Source organism: Achromobacter sp. SD115, assembly GCF_017355315.1.
GTDB classification, from domain to species: Bacteria; Pseudomonadota; Gammaproteobacteria; order Burkholderiales; family Burkholderiaceae_B; genus Achromobacter; species Achromobacter xylosoxidans_B.
The window spans coordinates 1-17,279 of sequence record NZ_JADIJM010000033.1 but is presented as its reverse complement, the minus strand read 5'-3'; the positions used below and the strand labels follow the sequence as shown (position 1 = coordinate 17,279).

12 protein-coding genes are annotated in these 17,279 nt (G+C 67.9%); 6 read left to right on the top strand and 6 right to left on the bottom strand.

Annotated features, from left to right (window positions below; genetic code table 11):
- Positions 1 to 14 precede the first annotated feature (14 nt).
- Positions 15 to 2,630 (bottom strand): cyanophycin synthetase, encoded by a 2,616-nt coding sequence (gene cphA / locus IPU70_RS30245; protein WP_207472878.1) that lies wholly within the window; start codon positions 2,628 to 2,630, stop codon positions 15 to 17.
- A gap of 262 nt (positions 2,631 to 2,892) precedes the next feature.
- On the opposite strand from cphA, the gene IPU70_RS30240 reads away from it, so the two are divergent.
- Entirely contained in the window at positions 2,893 to 5,178 is a 2,286-nt protein-coding gene (locus tag IPU70_RS30240; protein WP_207472858.1) for an ABC transporter ATP-binding protein, read from the top strand.
- Between the two features lie 21 nt (positions 5,179 to 5,199).
- Positions 5,200 to 5,670: a DUF1854 domain-containing protein gene (locus IPU70_RS30235; protein WP_207472856.1), complete on the top strand. Its 471-nt coding sequence runs from the start codon at positions 5,200 to 5,202 to the stop codon at positions 5,668 to 5,670.
- 41 nt (positions 5,671 to 5,711) lie between these two features.
- Here the strand turns inward: IPU70_RS30235 and IPU70_RS30230 are convergent, their stop codons facing one another.
- A complete protein-coding gene (locus IPU70_RS30230) occupies positions 5,712 to 6,848 on the bottom strand; it encodes a GNAT family N-acetyltransferase (protein ID WP_207472848.1) in 1,137 nt (378 codons plus the stop codon).
- 98 nt (positions 6,849 to 6,946) lie between these two features.
- Between IPU70_RS30230 and IPU70_RS30225 the strand changes: the two genes are divergently transcribed.
- The 4 genes from IPU70_RS30225 to IPU70_RS30210 all read left to right on the top strand — a co-directional run bounded on the left by IPU70_RS30225 (position 6,947) and on the right by IPU70_RS30210 (position 10,554).
- Positions 6,947 to 7,768 carry a ferritin-like domain-containing protein gene (locus tag IPU70_RS30225; protein WP_207472846.1) on the top strand — a complete coding sequence of 274 codons (822 nt, stop codon included), beginning with the start codon at positions 6,947 to 6,949 and terminating at the stop codon, positions 7,766 to 7,768.
- A gap of 9 nt (positions 7,769 to 7,777) precedes the next feature.
- Complete coding sequence (locus IPU70_RS30220) at positions 7,778 to 9,025, top strand: lytic murein transglycosylase (protein WP_207472844.1); 1,248 nt, start codon at positions 7,778 to 7,780, stop codon at positions 9,023 to 9,025.
- A 111-nt stretch (positions 9,026 to 9,136) separates the two neighbouring features.
- On the top strand, positions 9,137 to 9,553 hold the full coding sequence (locus IPU70_RS30215; protein ID WP_041652833.1) for a YidB family protein: 417 nt from the start codon (positions 9,137 to 9,139) through the stop codon (positions 9,551 to 9,553).
- Between the two features lie 20 nt (positions 9,554 to 9,573).
- Positions 9,574 to 10,554, top strand: a complete 981-nt coding sequence (locus tag IPU70_RS30210; protein ID WP_207472842.1) for a DUF4434 domain-containing protein — start codon at positions 9,574 to 9,576, stop codon at positions 10,552 to 10,554.
- A gap of 31 nt (positions 10,555 to 10,585) precedes the next feature.
- Here IPU70_RS30210 and IPU70_RS30205 read toward each other — a convergent pair whose 3' ends face one another.
- From IPU70_RS30205 to IPU70_RS30190, 4 genes are all read right to left on the bottom strand, one after another.
- A complete protein-coding gene (locus IPU70_RS30205) occupies positions 10,586 to 10,948 on the bottom strand; it encodes a hypothetical protein (protein ID WP_013392363.1) in 363 nt (120 codons plus the stop codon).
- A gap of 137 nt (positions 10,949 to 11,085) precedes the next feature.
- Positions 11,086 to 13,413, bottom strand: coding sequence for a hypothetical protein (locus IPU70_RS30200; RefSeq protein ID WP_207472840.1), 2,328 nt, complete (start codon positions 13,411 to 13,413; stop codon positions 11,086 to 11,088).
- Positions 13,410 to 15,113, bottom strand: coding sequence for a glycosyl transferase family protein (locus tag IPU70_RS30195; RefSeq protein ID WP_207472832.1), 1,704 nt, complete (start codon positions 15,111 to 15,113; stop codon positions 13,410 to 13,412). The genes IPU70_RS30200 and IPU70_RS30195 overlap by 4 nt, the downstream gene beginning before the upstream one ends.
- 12 nt (positions 15,114 to 15,125) lie before the next feature.
- Positions 15,126 to 17,279 (bottom strand): cellulose biosynthesis cyclic di-GMP-binding regulatory protein BcsB (locus tag IPU70_RS30190; RefSeq protein ID WP_207472831.1); only part of this gene is annotated, 2,154 nt, incomplete at its 5' end.

The window sequence follows — 17,279 nt, the reverse complement described above, 5'->3', positions numbered from 1 at the left end:
GCGCGCAGATATTGTCAGTATTGCTGAATCCAGCGGCGGACCAGATCGATGGTGGGGCCGGAGAAGGCCTCGTCGGACTGCAGCAGGACGAAGTCGCCGACGGCAATGCTGTCGAGCTGGCTCTGGATGGCCTTGCCGTGGTCGGGCTCGTCCTGGATGTCCTTGACGCGGGCGCCTTGCGCCAGGCCCTGGCGCAGCAGCGCGCGCGCTTCGCCTGCGGGGCGCTTGCTGCGTACGGTCAGGTCGTCGTAGAGCACCACGCGGTCGAAGGCGTCGCCCAGCAGCTTGCCCTGCTCGATCAGGTCGGCGTCGCGGCGGTCGGCGCCGGCCGAATAGACGGCGGCGCGCGTGGTCGACGGGAACTGATCGATGGCGGCGATCAGGGGGCGCAGCGCCGAGGCGTTGTGCACGTCGTCGACCACCACGGTGCTGCCATTGCGTTCGAACAGCGTGAACTGCCAGGGCGCGTCAGCCTGGTCGATGTCGAAGGTTTCGATGCCGGCGCGGATCAGCGCCACGGGAATGTCCAGCGCCCAGGCCGCGCCTACCGCGGCCAGCACGTTTTCGACCTGGAAGGCCACGCGTCCGCCGTGGGTCAGCGGGATCGAGGCCACGGCGGCCAGGCGTTCCTCGCGGCCGCCTTGCGCCAGCACGATCTCGCCGTCGCGCACGAACACGGCACGGCCGTCCTGCTGCAGGTGCGCGGCGATGGCGGGCAGGGCGGGATCGATGCCGAAGAAGATCACCGCGCCATCGGACAGCTCGGCCATTTCGACCACGCGCGGATCGCGCGCGTTCAACACGGCGGTGCCGCCCGGCAGCACCACGTCCACCTGCGTGCGGAACACATTGAACATGCGTTCCGTTTCGTTGATGTCGAAGTCGCCGAGATGGTCGGCGTCGTCGATATTGGTGACCACGCCGACCTGGCAGCGGTCATAGGCCAGGCCCTGGCCCAGGATCACACCGCTGTCGTTCTCGATGACGGCGGCGTCCAGGTTGCGGTTCATCAGCAGGCGCGTACCCGAGGCGAAATCGGCGCGGTCGCCCTTTTGCACCTGGCGGCGGTCCAGATAGAGGCCTTCGCTGCAGGCCAGGCCGGTGCGCTTGCCCGACAGGCTCAGCAGGCGGGCCACCAGGCGCGCGACCACGGTCTTGCCGTTGGTGCCGGTTACGCCGACGATGGGGATGCGCCCCGAGTCGCCTTCGGGGAACAGATGGTCGACGATGGCGCGGCCTACGGGGCGCGGGGTGCCGTCGGCCGGCTTCAGGTGCATCAGCAGGCCGGGGCCGGCGTTGACTTCGACGATGGCGCCGCGCTGTTCTTCCAGCGGGCGGGAGATGTCCTCGGCCACCAGGTCCACGCCGGCGATGTCCAGGCCCACGATGCGCGCGGCCAGGGTCACGGTGGCGGCGACGCTGGGATGCACGCGGTCGGTGACGTCGAAGGCGACGTTGCCGCTGCGCTGCACCAGCACGCGCTGGCCTTCGGGCGGAATGCTGTCTTCCGTCAGGCCCTGGCGGGCGATTTCCAGCCGCGCGGCGGAATCGAGGCGCACCGGGTTCAGCGGGTGGTTCTCGGTGCGGCCGCGGCGCGGGTCGGTATTGATCTGGCTGTCGATGAGTTCGGTGATGGTGGACTTGCCGTCGCCCGTCACCCAGGCCGGTTCGCCGGCGGCGGCGGCCACCATGCGGTCGCCCACCACCAGCAGGCGGTGCTCGTTGCCCAGCACGAAGCGTTCGACGATGACGCCGCTGCCCTCGTCCACGGCCACGCGGTAGGCCGATACCACTTCCTCGCGCGTCGTCAGATTGGTGAAGACGCCGCGGCCGTGGTTGCCGTCATAGGGCTTCACGACCACCGGCAGGCCGATGTCCTCGGCGGCTTCCCAGGCGTCGTCCTCGCTGCGCACCAGACGGCCTTCGGGCACCGGCACGCCGCAGGTCGACAGCAGTTCCTTGGTCAGGTCCTTGTCGCGCGAAATGCCTTCGGCGATGGCGCTGGTGCGGTCGGTTTCGGCGGTCCAGATACGGCGCTGGGCCGAGCCGTAGCCGAACTGCACCAGGTTGCCTTCGAACAGGCGGATGTAGGGAATGTCGCGGTCGTCGGCGGCATCGACGATGCAGGCGGTGCTGGGGCCGAGACAGTGCTTGTCGATCAGGCTGCGCAGCTTGGCGATGGCGGCGGGCACGTCGAAGGGACGGTCCTCGATGGCGGCCATGACCAGATCGCGGGCTTCGTTCAGGGCGGTGCGGGTGACCTGTTCCTGCCAGGCGCGCACCACGACCTTGTAGACGCCGCGGGTGGAGGTTTCCCGGGCCTTGCCGAAACCGCCGCGCAAGCCGGCCAGGTTTTGCAGCTCCAGGGTGACATGTTCAAGAATGTGGCCAGGCCAGGTGCCTTCCTTCAGGCGCGACAGAAAGCCGCCCCGGACCCCTGGGCTGCAGCGGTGTTCGATCAGGGTCGGCAGCCATTCCGTCAGGCGTTCGTAAAAGCCGGGAATGGTGTTGGAGGGGTAGTCCTCCAGTTCGCCGATATCCACCCACGCTTCGAGTACCGGGCGGTACGTCCAAATGTTCGGGCCGCGCAAAGCCACGACATCGAGAAATTCAATGTCTTTCTTTTTCATGTTTTAATTTACGAGAGAAGCAGGTTGGCACGCGCGGACGCCCCTATGCAAGACCGCGAATTTATTGGGGTTGCGCCTTTAGAATAATGCCAACGAGTGGGGGATCCCAGATATTCCTAATTAGAAAAATCGGCTGCTACTATACGACGCCTTCAAGGCGTGAAATCGTTATGTTGTAAGGAAGGGACACGTTTGCCGCCAGTCCTGGTTGCGAACCGGTTGCCGCCTAGTAGGGCAGAGTCCTGGCCCGGTATGCGTTCCAATGAAAAAACCAAACCTGCTTTCCGGCCTTGCCGAAGCCTTTCCTGCCCGCTGGCGCGATGAAATCAGCACCGAATTGGCGGATGGCGAAACCTTGTTGGCCTGGGTTGAAATAGACCTGGATCAGCGCCTGAAGTTCCGCCCGGGGCTGATCGCCGCCACCGATCGCCGGCTGCTGGCCCGCCATTCCGACGAGCCGCGCTGGGAATCCTGGGCATATGGCCCCCAATTAAAGCTCAGCCTGACCGACCACGCCGGCGCCGCGCTGCTGGAATTGCACGACGACGACTCCCGCCTGGGCGTCTGGCGTTTCACGCTGGCGCGCAATCCGGAAGCGCTGCGCCTGCTGGCGCAATTCGAGACCCAGCAGGCCATCCGTTTGTCCGGCCATCAGGTCGAGGAACTGGCGGAACGCACCTGCACCATCTGTAATAACGTCATCCCGGCGGGCGAGGAAGAATGCCCGACCTGCAACCAGGAGCAGGCGGCGCCGTCGTCCACCTGGGCGCTGCTGCGCCTGTGGCGCTTTGCCCGGCCCTACCGCGGCCCGCTGCTGGCGGGTTTCGTGCTGACGCTGCTGGGCACGGCCGCCACCCTGGTGCCGCCGTACCTGACCATGCCGCTGATGGACGACGTGCTGATTCCGTTCCAGAACGGCGCGCCCATCGACTACGACAAGGTCCGCCTCTACCTGGGCGGGCTGCTGGCCTCGGCGTTCCTGGCCTGGGGCCTGGGCTGGGCCCGCACTTATATCCTGGCCTGGGTCAGCGAACGCATCGGCGCCGACCTGCGCACCACGACTTATGAACACCTGCAGCAGCTGTCGCTGGAGTATTTCGGCGGCAAGCGCACGGGCGACCTGATCTCCCGCATCGGCAGCGAGACCGACCGCATCTGCGTGTTCCTGTCGCTGCACCTGCTGGATTTCGCCAACGACATCCTGATGATCGTCATGACCGCGGTCATCCTGGTGTCCATCAACCCGTGGCTGGCGCTGGTCACGCTGGTGCCGCTGCCGTTCATCATCTGGATGATCCACGCGGTGCGCGACCGCCTGCGCCATGGCTTCGAAAAGGTCGACCGCATCTGGTCGGAGATCACCAACGTCCTGGCCGACACCATCCCGGGTATCCGCGTGGTCAAGGCTTTCGCGCAGGAAAAGCGCGAGGTGGCGCGTTTCCGCGAAGCCAATAACCGCAACCTGGAAGTGAATGACCGCGTGAACACCACCTGGTCGCTGTTCTCGCCCACCGTCACTTTACTTACGGAAGTTGGGCTGCTGGTGGTGTGGATCTTCGGCATCTGGCAGGTGTCGCAGAAGCAGATCACCGTCGGCGTGCTGGCCGCATTCCTGGCCTACATCGGACGCTTTTACATGCGCCTGGATTCGATGAGCCGCATTGTCTCGGTCACGCAGAAAGCGGCCGCCGGCGCCAAGCGCATCTTCGACATCCTGGACCACGTTTCCAGCGTGCCGGAACCGCAGAACCCGGCCAAGCTGCCGCACATCAACGGCCGCATCGAATTGCGCGACGTGGGTTTCCGCTACGGCAACCGCCAGGTCATCCGCGGCTTGAACCTGACCATCGCTCCGGGCGAAATGATCGGCCTGGTGGGCCACAGCGGCTCGGGCAAGAGCACCCTGATCAACCTGATCTGCCGCTTCTACGACGTATCCGAAGGGGCGGTGCTGGTGGACGGCGCCGACATCCGTTCGGTGCGCGTGGCGGACTATCGCCGCAACATCGGGCTGGTGCTGCAGGAGCCGTTCCTGTTCTTCGGCACCATTGCCGAGAACATTGCCTACGGCAAACCGGATGCCACCCGCGACGAGATCGTGGCCGCGGCGCGCGCCGCGCATGCGCACGAATTCATCCTGCGGTTGCCGCATGGCTACGACTCGCTGGTCGGCGAACGCGGCCAGGCCCTGTCCGGCGGCGAACGCCAGCGTATCTCGATCGCGCGCGCGTTGCTGATCGATCCGCGCATCCTCATCCTGGACGAGGCCACCTCGTCGGTGGATACCACCACCGAAAAGGAAATCCAGAAGGCGCTGGACAACCTGGTGCGCGGCCGCACCACGATCGCCATCGCCCACCGCCTGAGCACCTTGCGCAAGGCGGACCGCCTGGTGGTGCTGGACCGCGGCCAGATCGTGGAGCAGGGGCCGCACGAAGAACTGATGGCACGCGAGGGCGCCTACTATCGCCTGTACCAGGCGCAGGCGCGCCAGGCCGAGGCCGACGCGCAGGCGTCGGGCAGCGAAGACATGGCCGCCGTGGCCTGACGCGGAACCGGAATTATCGCCATGACCTTGCCGTCTTTTCAGCTGCGCCGCAACGCCTTCGGTCGTCTGGAGTTCCAGGCCGCCGGTGGCGAAACCCATGAAGGCGTGCTGCCCGTGCGCGCCTTTCCCATCAGCGAGCCGGGCCGCGGCCTGTCGCTGGTGACGATGGATGGGCATGAACTGCTCTGGATCGAACACCTGTCCGACGTGCCGGCGCCGCAGCGCGCGCTGATCGAGGAAGAACTGGCGAGCCGGGAGTTCATGCCCGAGATCCGCAAGCTGGCCAGCGTCTCCACCTTCGCCACCCCGAGCACCTGGCAGGTCGATACCGACCGCGGCCCTACCTCGTTCACGCTGCGCGGCGAAGAGGACATCCGTCGACTCAGTCCGCAGACCCTGCTGATCGCCGACAGCCACGGCATCTTCTATCTGGTGCGCGACATCCAGTCCTTGGACAAGCACAGCCGCAAGCTGCTGGACCGCTTCCTTTAGGGCCTTTGCAAGGCGCCTTTGGGCGTGAGCAGGCCTTGGATTCAGTCTTCCCGCGGCCGCTTGAACGGGGAGTGGCTTTCCAGCTCTCCCAGATAGTCCGTTACCGCCGCTGTTTCCTCATCCAGGAAGCTCTGGATCGCGTCCGCGAAGCCGGGATGCGCGACCCAATGCGCGGACCAGGTGGGCGTGGGCAGCAGCCCGCGTGCCATCTTGTGCTCGCCCTGCGCGCCGCCCTCGAAGCGTGCGATGCCATGGGCGATGCAATAGGCGATGGACTGCATGTAGCAAGTCTCGAAGTGCAGCCCCGGCACGTATTCGGTCGCCCCCCAATAGCGGCCATAGAGCGCATCGCCGCCCGCCAGGTTCAACGCCGCCGCCACCGGCTGGCCGTCGCGCTCCGCCAGGATCAGCACAAAGGCTTCGGCCTGTTCGCGCTGCGCGCGGCGGAAGAACTCGTGGCTCAGGTAAGGCGGATTGCCATGGCTGAAGTAAGTACGGCAATAGCATTCATAGAAGAAATCCAGTTCGGCCGCGCCGATCGCGGCGCCGCGCAGCCAGCGGTACGAGAGTCCGGCAGCCGCGACCTTCTTGCGGTCCTGGCGGATCTTCTTGCGCTTGTCGTGGCTCATCGTGGCCAAAAAGGCGTCGAAGTCCGCATACCCCGGATTGGTCCAGTGGAACTGCACGCTTTCGCGGATCATGAAGCCGGCCTCACGCAGCGCCTGCATGTCGATGTCCGACGGGAACAGCAGGTGCAGCGAGGAGACCTTGATCTCTTCGGCGAAGGCGACCAGCCCGCGCACCAGCGTGGCGCGATCTTCATCATTGCCTGCCAGCAGCCTGGGGCCGGTCACCGGCGTGAAGGGAATGGCCGAGAGCAGCTTGGGGTAGTAGCGCAGCCCGTGGCGCTCGAAGGCGTCGGCCCAGGCATAGTCGAACACATACTCGCCGCGCGAATGCGACTTCAGGTACAGCGGCGCGGCCGCGGCCAGCGCGCCGTCGCGCCACAGCGCAAGGTAATGCGGCGCCCATCCGGTCTGGGGCGTGGCGCAGCCGGTTTCGTGCAGCGCCCGCAGGAACGCATGGCGCAGGAAGGGCTGGTCTCCCGCCAGTGCGTCCCATTGCTGGGCGTCGATGCGGGACAGGTCGGTCTCTATGGTCAAGCGCAGGGAATCCATGGCTGAATGATAAAGTCTCCGGGTATGCGCGAGGCTTGCGGCCCCGGCGCTTTCACGGGATTTCGGGCGGGCTTGAGGCCGCCCGCACAGAGAAGCATATGGACAGCAATACGACGCCCGCCGCGGCCGGGCATGCCCGGGACTGCCTGCGCGGGCAGGCGCTGGCGGCCCTGGCCGCCACCGCGTGGCAGGACAAGCTGGCGGCGGTGCGCGCCATTTCGGATGAGACGGTGCTGGACTGCGGGCGGGTGTTCGCGCCCACGGCCGGGTTGCCGGGCCGCCCGCCGCTGCCGCAGATGGTGCCCCCGGCCCAGGTCAAGCAGCGCTCGATGGCCACGCAGGAAGGGCGCGCGGCGCTGCTGCACGCGTTGGCGCACATCGAGTTCAATGCCATCAACCTGGCGCTGGACATCATCTGGCGCTTCGCCGGCATGCCGCAAGCCTTCTACCGCGACTGGCTGCGGGTGGCACGCGAAGAGGCCTATCACTTCGATCTGCTCAGGCAGCGCCTGGCTGCCATGGGCCACGCCTATGGCGACTTTCCCGCCCACAACGGCCTGTGGGACATGGCGCAACGCACGCAGGCAGACCTGCTGGCGCGCCTGGCGCTGGTGCCGCGCACCCTGGAAGCGCGCGGCCTGGATGCTTCTCCCGCAATCCGCGCCAAGCTGGCGGGCGCGGGGGACGCGGACAGCGCGGCCATCGTCGACATCATCCTGGCCGACGAGATCGGCCACGTGGCCATCGGCAATCATTGGTACAAGCACCTGTGCGCGCAGGCGGGCAAGGACCCCGTGGCCTGTTATGCCGAACTGGCGCAGCGCTACGACGCGCCCCGCCTGCGCGGCCCCTTCAACCTGGAGGCGCGCCGCGCCGCCGGATTCGACGACGCCGAGCTTGCCGCATTGCAGGCCGGTTGACTGGACGACATGAGCATCGACAACTCCATCAAGACCTCGCGGACCCGCCCGCTGCGCGCGCTGAGCTGCGCCCTGGCCGGCAGCGCTTTCATCTCATTGGCGGCGCCCACGGCTTACGCCGCCGACGCGTTCGCGGCCTGCCTGGCGCAATTGCGCGGTCCGGCGCTCAAGGCCGGCGTGTCGGGCGCCACGTTCGATACACAAACCGCGGGGCTCGCGCCCGACATGACGGTGCTGGATCTGCTGGACGCCCAGCCGGAATTCAAGACGCCGATCTGGGACTACATGGCGGCGCTGGTCGACGATGAGCGCGTGGCCGACGGCCAGGCCGGCATGGCGCGCTGGCAGTCCGACCTGGAGCGCGCCGCGTCGCGCTACGGCGTGGACGCGGCCACCATCGCCGCGGTCTGGGGCGTGGAGAGCAATTACGGCCGTACCCTGGGCGGCCGGCCCCTGCTTACTTCGTTGTCCACGCTGTCCTGCTTTGGCCGGCGCCAGGCCTATTTCCGCGGCGAATTCTTTGCCACCCTGAAGATCATCCAGGACGAGCACATCGCGCCCGAACGCCTGACCGGCTCGTGGGCGGGCGCCTTCGGCCAGACTCAGTTCATGCCCTCGACCTACTTGCGCCTGGCGGTGGATTTCGATGGCGACGGCCGCCGCGACCTGGTCGATAGCGTGCCGGACGCGCTGGCCTCCACGGCCAATTTCCTCAAGCGCGCGGGCTGGAACAGCGCCCTGCATTGGGGCTACGAAGTCCGCCTGCCGGCGGGCCTGGATACCTCGGGCGCGGGCCGCAAGAACAAGCGCGCGATGTCGTACTGGGCCGGGCGCGGGGTCACGCGGGCCGACGGCCAGCCGCTGCCCGCGGGCGACACGCCGGCGGGCCTGCTGCTGCCGGCGGGCCGGGGCGGTCCCGCCTTTCTGGTTACGCGCAATTTCGACGCCCTGTATTCCTACAACGCCGCCGAAAGCTACGCGCTGGCCATCGCCCACCTGTCCGACCGGCTGCGCGGCGGCGGGCCGCTGGCGCAAGCCTGGCCGACCGACGACCCGGGCCTGTCGCGGGCGCAGCGGCGCGAATTGCAGCGGCTGCTGATTGCCCGCGGCTATGAGATCGGCGAACCCGATGGCATGATCGGCAAGCGCACCCGCGAGGCCCTGCAGACGGTGCTGCGCGAGCTGGGCCTGCGACCGGACGGCCGCGCCGGCCTGAAGTCGCTGCAAGCCTTGCAGGCAGGGAAGGGCGCAAACTGACCGGCCGCAACCGACAAGCTTTGCAAAGATGCCGGGTGTCATCCATCAGATGACAGGCAGGGCGGCGGGCATGGGCCTATACTGATTCTCCGATTTTTCAGGAGCACGATGATGAGCCTATTGGATACCTTGGCCTCGATGGCCGGCGGCGGTCAGCAAGGGGGCTCGGCTTCGCTGCTGCCCGCGCTGATCGAGCAACTGAACAAGTACCCGGGCGGCCTGTCCGGCCTGATCGCAAGCTTCCAGAAGGGCGGCTTGAACGAGATCGTGGCCTCGTGGGTGGGTACCGGCCAGAACATGCCCGTCAGCGCCGACCAGCTCGGATCGGTGCTGGACCCCGGCGTCGTCAACGAACTGGCCGCCAAGACCGGGCAGGACACGGATTCCGTGCTCGGCTCGCTGTCCTCGCTGCTGCCGCAGTTGGTGGACAAGGCCACTCCCAACGGGGAAGTGCAGGGAGAGCAGCAATTCAATCCGGCCGACCTGCTGGCGTCCTTGTCGGGCATCTTCGGCAACCGCGCAGGCTAAGTCCTATCGCCAGGCAGCCCATGCAGGCGTCAGCGCCTGCTTCCACCGGCCGGCGGCGCCTGTTGCAGGGTCTGGGCGTGGCGGCGCTGGCCGCCAGCCTGCCCGCCTGCGCGCCGGCCTGGTCGGTGCCAGGCACCTTCTGGCAACTGTGGCCCAGCCACCTGGAATTGAGTCCGCAGGCCTGGCGCGAGCGCATCGCCGCCATGCACGCGCTGGGATTCCGCGAGATCATCATCCAGTGGGTCGGGGCCAGCGGCGGGGCTCAGCCCTGGCTATTGCCCGCGCCCACGCTGGCGCTGATCTTCGACGAGGCGGAGCGCCTGGGCATGGGGCTGCAGTTGGGCCTGCCCTACGACGAGCGCTGGTGGCGGCAACTGGGCAACCCGGATGACGCGGCGCTGGCCGCTTTTCTGCAGGCCGCGCAGGCACACGCGCTGGCCTATGCGCGGGCGTCGGACGCAACCGGGCTTGCGGCGTTCCGCGGCTGGTACATCCCTTATGAAATCGAGCAGCACAGCTGGGCCGCGCCCGGCCGCCAGCCGCGCTTGGCGCAGTGGCTGCGCGAGCTGTCCGATCCGCTCGCGCAACAGACCGGGCGCGCGCCGGCCATATCCACCTATCACAGCAAACTGCCGGGGACGCTGAGCCTGGCCGACCTGTGGAGCGGACTGTTGGACGCCGCCAGGCTGAGGCCCATGCTGCAGGACGGGGTAGGCGTGTCCGGCATGGCGGCCTATGAGGCGCTGGAGCCGTTGCACCGCATGCTGCTGGCGCGGCGCGCGCCGTTCGACCTGATCGTCGAATTGTTCGAGGAACTGCCGTCCGGACGCCAGGACGGCACCACGTTCAATGCCCGTTCCGCCGATGCCGCGCGCGTGCGCCGTCAGTTGCGCATCGCGCGGCGCTACCGCGCGCAAAGCGTGGTCGCCTTTGCGGCGGATCCCTGGCTGATCGGGCCTACGCCCGAGGCCGAACGTCTGCGGCGGGAGTGGCCGCTCTAGGCGGCCGATACGCAGGCCGGAAGGGGAAGGGCTAGCGCGGTTGTTGCGCCGCGGCTATGGCCTTGAGCTGCGCGCAGGTCTTTTCCTTGTCGGCCGCGCTCAGCGCGCCCAGCTGCGTCTTGGCCTGGCCGTACGACTGCGAGAAGGCGGTGTCGAAGTCCGCGCCCGACATGCCTTGGGCGCTGGTCGCGGTCTTTTGCTGCTGCTTCATCTGTTCGAGCTGCGCGGCCGAGTAGGCGCCGCAATACTCGGCGGCTGCATGCATCTGGCCGCTCAGCGCAGCCAGGTTGGGCATCTGGCCCGGGGGCATGGCCTGCTGGGCGAGAGCGGCACCGCTGGCCAGGGTCAGGGCGGCGGCGGCCAGGGCGATACGGGCTTGTTTGATAATCGGCAATTCAATCTCCAACGCGGTGAAGGATGAGGGTTGCACGCGCGGCGATCGCGCTGCCGGCGTGGCGCGGAGCACTATGCCCGATTCATTGTTATAGGCTTATGAACTGATGTAATAGGGTGTATCCATGGCGATGCCGCTCAGTACGACAGCGTCATGTTCATGAACCAGCCCTTGGCGCGGTCGCTTTCGCCGCCGCCTATGCTGGTGCGGTACTGGACGCCGAAGTCCAGGTAGGAGCGCGGCGCGTTGTAGTGGTCTTCGCGGAACCAGTAGCGCACATTGAAGCCGGGACCCACGCCCAATGACCACGAGGTGTCATGGTCGGACAGGACCACCGACTGGCTGCCGTAGCCGGGCAGGTCGTCGAGCTTGGCTACGCTCTTCTGCCACAGCCAGTCCGCGCCGATGACTGCATACGGAAACAGCACCAGCTTGTCGCTGATGCTGGTGGCGCGGAAGCTGCGGCCCACGCGCAGCTCGCCGGAGAGGAAGGCCTGGTCACGCTTGAGGCGGCCCGAGGAACTGCCCAGATCCTGCTGGCGCTGGCCCTTGGAATCCACCGAGTAAGCCGTGTAGCGGGCGCTGTTGTCGTCCCAGGCGTAGCCGGCTTGCGCATAGCCTTCGATGGTGAGCCAGCTCGGCGCGTCCACGCGTAGTTCGCGGCCCTGGTAATAGCCGTAGGTGACGTAGGACATCCAGCCTCCGGCGTTGCCGTTGAGCTTGTAGCGCGCGACCGCGCTCTGGTCCTGCAGGTTGGGATAGGCGTTGTGGAAGGCTTGCTGCGCGGCGCACTGCACCGCGCTGGATTCCGGGTAGGCGTAGCCCTGGCGGGTGGCGGATCCCAGGAAGAAGCGGCGTTCGATGCCGAAGGTCACGCCGGTATCGGCCAGCAGATAGCGCAGGCCCAGCGCACCTATGGTGCTGGGGATGCCGGAGGAGCTGCTGTTGTTGCGGAAGCGTTCTTCGTTGGAGCGTTCATCCGGCGTGCTTGCGCCGGTGCAGGGGTCGACGTTCCTGCGCGACTCGTAGGTGCTGCCGCTGTCGTACAGCGTGTTGGAGCTGCGCGCATAGGCTTCCAGCATGCCCCAGCGGTTGTTCAGCTGTGGCGGACGCCAGAAGATTTCAGCAGTGCTGAATACCACGTCGCCAGGGGTGTTGATGGCGGCGCCGCCCAGGCTGGAACTGGCGGGACGCGCGCCGCGGTAGGACGCCGAGAACGAGCCGCCCCATTCGCGCGACAGCGCGGCGACGCCGCTGCGCGTGTTGTAGCGTTCCAGCGGCGTCAGGCCCAGTTGGCCGGCATCGTCCATGTCGATGGCCTGCTTGAGCGAGTCGGTGGCGGCGCGGTTGTCGCCCATCGCGGATTGCGCATAGGCCTGGTCCAGGATCAGGCGCGGCGGCGCCTGGCCGGTCGCGCGCGCCGCCGCGAAGTCCGATACCGCCCCTGCGGGCTGGCCCAGGCGTTGGCGCGCGTAGCCGCGCTGCGCCAGCAACTGGGCCGAGTCAGGCTGGCGGGCGATGGCGTCGCTCAAGCGCGCTTCCGCTTCGGCGGCTTGCGTCTTGGTGCCCGCGGCCAGCGTGGTCGTCAGCAGCTGGGCATAGCTTTCGTTGTCGGGCGCTTCGGCCACGGCCTGGCGGGCCAGGACGATGGCTTCCTGGTAGGCGCCCTTGTCGTAGGCGGCGTAGGCGCCCGTGGCGGCCGCGCTGCCCGGAGCCGGCAGGGCGGGCGCCTGGTTCGCAGCGATCTGTTTCTGGAAGGCCTGTTGCCTGGCCTGCAGCGCGGCCTTGTTGGGCGCGCCTAGCGCCAGCGCCGTGTCGACGGCCTGGCTGGCGGCTTCGTAGCGATGCTGCGCGCCTAGCGATTCCACCCACAGCAAGGCCCATTCGCCCTGCCTGGGCACGGCGCGGAAGGCGCGCTCGGCGCCCGCGGCGGCGGCTGCGTAGTCCTGGCGTCCATAGTCCGCATAGGCGCGTGCCGCCACGGGGTAAGCGCGCTGGTACGGCGTCTGCGGGGCGGGCTTGCGGACGGGGGGCGATGCTTGCGCCTGAACCTGCGTCTGTGTCGGCGTTTGCGCCGCGGGTTGCGCGGGCGTTGCTGCCACGGCGGGCGGACGCTGCAGGTTGGCCTTGGCCTGGCGCAGCTCAGGCGTGCCCAAACCGTCGGCGATGGCAGCGTCGGCCGCGCGCGCGGCCTCCTGGCGCTTGCCCTGTTTTTCCAGGGCGTACACCAGCAGCAGACGCAGGCGGGCCACATCCGGCCGCAGGCGGATCGCGGTTTCCGCCATGACCTGGGCGGTTTCGTAATGGCCGGCGTCGTATTGCTTGTAGGCCTGGTCGGCCAGTTGGTAGGCGTCGCCTTCCAGCGGACGTTCGGCTGCGGCGGCAGGTTGCGCGGCGGCTTCGGGAGCCGCCGCCGTGCACAGCAGCATGGCGGTGAAAGCCAGCGAACGGGAAATAACGGTCATGGAGGAGAGGGCCTGTGCGATAGCGGGTCGGCGGGGTGCTCGGTTTGCGTCGGGGCGCCTTGCTGGAACGACAGCGCTTCATGCAAGGTCTTTTCGTCGAGCCAGCCCCGCTCCATCAGGATTTCGCCCAGCGGCCGCTTCTCGCGCGCCTGGATCTCCAGCGCCTGCTCCAGCATCTGGTGGTCGATCGCCTGCCAGGACAGCAGCAGGTCGCCCAGGCGCTGGCGTTGCTGCGCCAACTGATCGGTGGACGGGAAGTCATGCATGGTCTTGTCCCAGGCCAGCCGCTTGCCTGTGATCAGGTGGCCGATGAACAGGCGCCAAGCGCGCGCCGCCGCCATGGCGTTGATGAAGTTGCCGACGATCATGCGCGGCATGGACAGCAGCGCGTGTTCCCAACCGTACATGCGGCCGACGAAGTACGCGCGCTGCACCACACGCAGCAGCAGCGCCCCTGCGTTCAGCCACATCAGCGTCACCAGCCAGCCGCCAGGGCGGAAGTACGAGGGGTAATAGACCTTCCACCAGCCGAAACGGTCGGCCAGGTAGAAGAGGAAGAAGTTGGCCAGCAGCAGATAGGCCAGGATCGCGATGAACGAGGTGAACAGGCCCTTGCGGTCGCGGAACAGCAGATACTTGGTCGCCAGCGACCCCGTCCATCCCACCTGCTGCCAGCCTTGCAGGCCGATGCCCAGCGTCCAGCGGGCCTTTTGCCGGTAAGCGGTGCGGAAGGTATTGGGGAAGTACTCGCGCACCCCCAGCGGCATCTTGATGGCCGAGACTTTCTCCCGCCCCAGGCCGAACCAGGCGCGGCGGCGGGTCACGTACTCGACCTCGAATTTGCCGAAGATCTGGCGCATGCCGCGCTGGGCCAGCCGCGCGCCGATGTCGTAATCCTCGGTCAGCGTGTCGGTATTGAAGGGCTGGTTGTTCGTCTCCGCCGCCAGCACCTCCAAGGCATGGCGCGAGAAGCAGGTGCCCACGCCAGCCGACGGCACCATTCTGGACAGGCTTTCGCGCACGACCAGGTCCTTGGTGTGCCACTCGGCGAATTCGTCCATATAGGTGCCGGCGACCAGCTCATGCCATTCCCGTTCCAGCGAGGTCACCGGCAACTGGATGAAGTCGATGCGCGGCAGCAGGTAGTTGTAGTACTTCAGTTCCAGCGGGTGCAGCACGTCTTCGCTGTCGTGCAGGATCACGCCGGCGTAGGGCTCGGGCTGCAGCGCGTTCTGCGCGAAGATGGCCTGCACGATCCAGTTCAGGCAGTCGGCCTTGCAGGTCGGTCCGTCGTGCGGCACTTCCACGCGTATCAGCTGGCGGTAGCGGCGCCGCATGCGCTCTACTTCCTTGATGGTGCGCTCGTCGTTCTGGTAGGTGCCGGCGAAGATCGTGTAGTTCTTGTATTCCAGCGTCGACACCATGTTTTCCAGCATGGGCGCGATCACGTCGTACTCCAGCCAGGCCGGCACCATGATCGCCAGCGGCTGTTCCTGCTTGGCGCGCAGCTGTTCCGCGGTCAGCGCTGCATACTGGCGCTTGACCGTCAGTCCGCGGCGCAGTTCGCGCAGCCAGAACCAGCCGTCGATGAACAGGTCATCCAGGCTGGACAGCAGGATGATGACGCCGACCACCGCCGTCACGATCTCCAGGCCGCGGTAGTAGTCGGCGATGAGGTAGGGCCAGTAAAGCGAGGACATGGCGCCTCCGGATTACTTGCTGTCCTTGTTCTTCCTGCGGCTGACGCGCAAGGCGGCGATCAGGATCAGGAGCAGGATCAACAGGCCCACGCTTAGGGCCGGCACGCTCCACGACAGGTAGTTGCGCCACTCGAAGAAGGCGCTCGCGCCCGCGCCCGGCGGCTGGCCGGCGGCGGGGTTGGCGCTGTCGATCCAGGCCAGCGGCCCCGCCGCGCCGATGATGGCGATGTTGCCGCGGTTCAGCACGAAGGGCGTCTGCGGCATGGCCGGGCGCTGCCCCAGCGCGTGCCACAGCAGGCCGTCCTGGCCGCCCGCGCGCACCACTTCGGCTGTACTCAGATTTTCCAGCCCGGAAATGTCCAGCCAGGGCGCGCTCTTGCCGTCCACCGTCAGCTGCTTGCGGTCCGTGACCTTGACCATGGGCTTGGCGCCGTCCACGGCGACTTCCATCGCGACGAATGGGCCGCCGGGCTTGGCCGTCTGGCCCGCCGGCGTGAGCGACAACGTCGCGCGCGTGGCCGACAGGCCGCTGGCCGTGGCGATGCCGATGACGCGTTGCAGGCTGGCGGGCGCGTCGGCCAGATAGGTGTCGGGGACCAGCAGCTGAGGACTGCCGGCCAGCAGCGGCAACAGCCCGACGAAGGTGCCGTCGGGCTGCGCGCGGCCCGGCTTCACATAGCTGGTGGGCAGCACATTCACCGGATAGCCTTGCGGGATTTCGTTGCAGTCCACCGATACCGGTTGGCGCTGGAAGGTGACGCGCACCGCGTTGTTCAGGCCCAGGGCGTAGCCGGGCACGCGCGCCGTCAGGCGCTCGGGATGGCCGTCGGCGTCCATCTGCTTGGCAGCCAGCAGAATGCCGTTCCAGAACACCGAGGCGACCGGGCGGGTCGCGGAGGCGCCGGGCGCGGCGGCCAGGTCCATGACCAGTTCGTCCGGCATGCTGCCGTCCGCGGAAACGGCGGCCAGCGCGAACGTGGCGTTCCAGTCGCCGCGCGCGACCACGTCGAAGCTGGCCGACGATCCGCCCAGCGCCGTCAGGCGCATGCCGTCCGCGGCCGAGGCTTGCGGCGGCTCGGCCGCCTTGACCTGCGCCTGGCGCGTGACCAGGATGCGGCGCCAGGCCGTGTCGAAGGCGCCCGCGCCCTGCGCGCCGGCATCGGCGGCCACCGCGATCACCGCCTGACGGCCCAGCGGCGCCAGGCGGATCTCCTTGGATGGCAGGTCCTGGCCGGCCAGCGGCATGCGCCGCTGGCGCCATGCCTTGAAGGCCTCCGCGGCGTCGGCGTCCTGCGCCAATTGCGCCTGCAGGGCGTCCAGCGCCTCGCTGTAGCGGGCGCGCAGCGCGGCGTCCGCGATCACCACGTCGCCGCTGACCGCGGGGGCGCCCATCACCAGCAGCGCGCCGATCTCGGCGGGGCTGGCCAGCTTGTGCTTGTCATTGCCCGCCAGGGCCGCGAACGCAGGCACTTGCCCAAGTCCGTTCGGCGCCTGCAGGCCGCGGGTGTCGATCTCGTCGCCCACGGCCGGGAAGGCGCGCACCGCGACCCGCTTGCCGCTGCGCTCCATCGCCACGCCCATGCGCCAGGCGCTGTCGAACGCCTGCTGGTCGAGCTTGGCGCCCGCCACCATCAGCACGGGCTTGCCGGGCAAGGCGCTCCAGGCCTCGTCCAGGCTGCCGATGGCCGAGGCGTCGTAGCGGTAGCTCAGGCGCGTGCGCGGCGAAATCATCAGGGCGTTGGCGGTGGCGCGGTTGCTCTCGCACTGGCGCTGCGCGATCTCCGACTGCCAGTCCACCGCCAGGCGCACGAAGCCCGTGTCGCGCACGCGCTGTTCCACGTTCAGCTTGCGCGTGGCCGATCCCTCGCCGTCGGCGACGCGCTGCGCGGTCTGCGGCACGCCGTCCACCCACAGCACCATGCTGGCGCGGCCCGGTTCGCCCTTGATGTAGCGCGCGTCGAAGTCCAGCGTGGCATCGGCTATCGGCACGCCGCGGGGGACCGGCAGGTAGAACTCCTGGCGCGCGTCGCTATTGCTCAGCACCACGGGCTCGCGGATGCCCAGGTCTTCCAGGCTGGTGTCGCGCGTGACCCAGTCGTCGCCCAGCAAGCGCCGCAAGGCGTCGCCCGCGGGACTGGCCATCGCTCCCAAGGGGAGCAGCAACCC